Source organism: Halogeometricum sp. CBA1124, assembly GCF_009741955.1.
In the GTDB taxonomy this organism is placed as follows: Archaea; Halobacteriota; Halobacteria; order Halobacteriales; family Haloferacaceae; genus Halogeometricum; species Halogeometricum rufum.
Window position 1 is genome coordinate 1 of the sequence record NZ_WPCD01000377.1, and the last position, 1169, is coordinate 1169.

General features: G+C 73.0%; 1 protein-coding gene and 1 pseudogene. Both read right to left on the bottom strand.

All coding sequences use genetic code 11. The features are described 5' to 3' along the window. Nucleotides 1-59: 59 nt before the first annotated feature. Complete coding sequence (locus tag GJ632_RS21625; RefSeq protein WP_255473629.1) at nt 60-428, bottom strand: hypothetical protein; 369 nt, start codon at nt 426-428, stop codon at nt 60-62. Between the two features lies 1 nt (nt 429). Further along, a pseudogene (gene trpD / locus GJ632_RS21630) lies at nt 430-1169 on the bottom strand (anthranilate phosphoribosyltransferase); the annotation flags it as partial.

The following is a 1169-nucleotide window of genomic DNA, read 5'->3' on the forward strand; positions in this document are numbered from 1 at the left end:
GACTCACGGTCGATTCGGGTCCCGGCCGGATTCTGGTCTCGGCCGGGTTCGCGTCCCGGTCAGATTCGGTCGCGCACCTCGCGGAACACCGGCAGGTCCGCGTCCACGACGGCGGCGATTCGCGCGTCCACGCCGGCACGGACGGCCCGGAGGTCCTCGGCGTCGAAGTCGCCGTGAATCTGGAGCACGTCGGGGTTCACGCGCGCCCCCGCCTCGATGGCGTCACCGACCGTCGCGGGCATCGTGACGTGCGTCGTCGTGAGGAACGGTGGGGCGGCGGCGGCGAGTTCGGCCGCCCGGGCGAGCGACAGTTCTCGCGGCGTGTCGACGGGGACGCCGGCGATGAAGCCGACGGCGTCCGCGCCCGCCTCGTCCACGGCGCGGAGGTCCGTCTCGCTCGTGACGCCGCATATCTTCACCCGTACCATCTCAGACCTCCGCCGACTCTGCGTCCGGCGTCTCCGCGTCGGTGCCGCAGAGGTCGGCGAACGTCTCGGCGGCCCGGCCGGAGTCGATGGCGTTCGCGGCCACCTCAGTGCCCTCCTCGACGGAGTCGGCGAGGCCGGCCACGTAGACGGCCGCGCCCGCGTTCGCGAGGATGATGTCCCGCTTGGGGCCGGTCACGTCGCCCGTGACGATGCCGCGGAGGTCGGCGGCGTTCTCCTGCGGCGTACCGCCGGCGACGTCGGCGACCGGCGCGGCGTCGAGGCCGAGGTCAGCCGGCGCGATGGCGTACTCCTCGATGCTGTCGCCGTCGACTTCGGCGACGACCGTCTCGTCGTGGAGCGCTATCTCGTCCATGCCGGAGCCGTGGACGACGAGGGCGCGTTCGACGGGCATCTTGGTGAGTGCGCGCGCGAGGACGGGAACGAGGTCCGGGTCGTAGACGCCGACGACCTGCGCCTCCGCGCCCGCCGGGTTCGTGAGCGGTCCGAGGACGTGAAGATGGTCCGCATGCCGAGTTCCTGCCGCGGGCCGATGACGGCCTTCATCGCGGGGTGGAACACCGGCGCGAGCATGAAGCCGATGCCGTCGCGTTCGATGGCCGCCTCCACGGCCGGCGGTTCGGCCTCCACGTCCGCGCCGGCGACTTCCAGCACGTCCGCGCTCCCCGACGAGGAGGAGACGGAGTAGTTGCCGTGCTTGGCGACGGCCGCGCCCGCCCCGGC

Excerpts from the sequence above, each read along its gene's own strand:
- GJ632_RS21625 (WP_255473629.1), bottom strand. The coding sequence starts at position 428 with ATGGTACGGGTGAAGATATGCGGCGTCACGAGCGAGACGGACCTCCGC.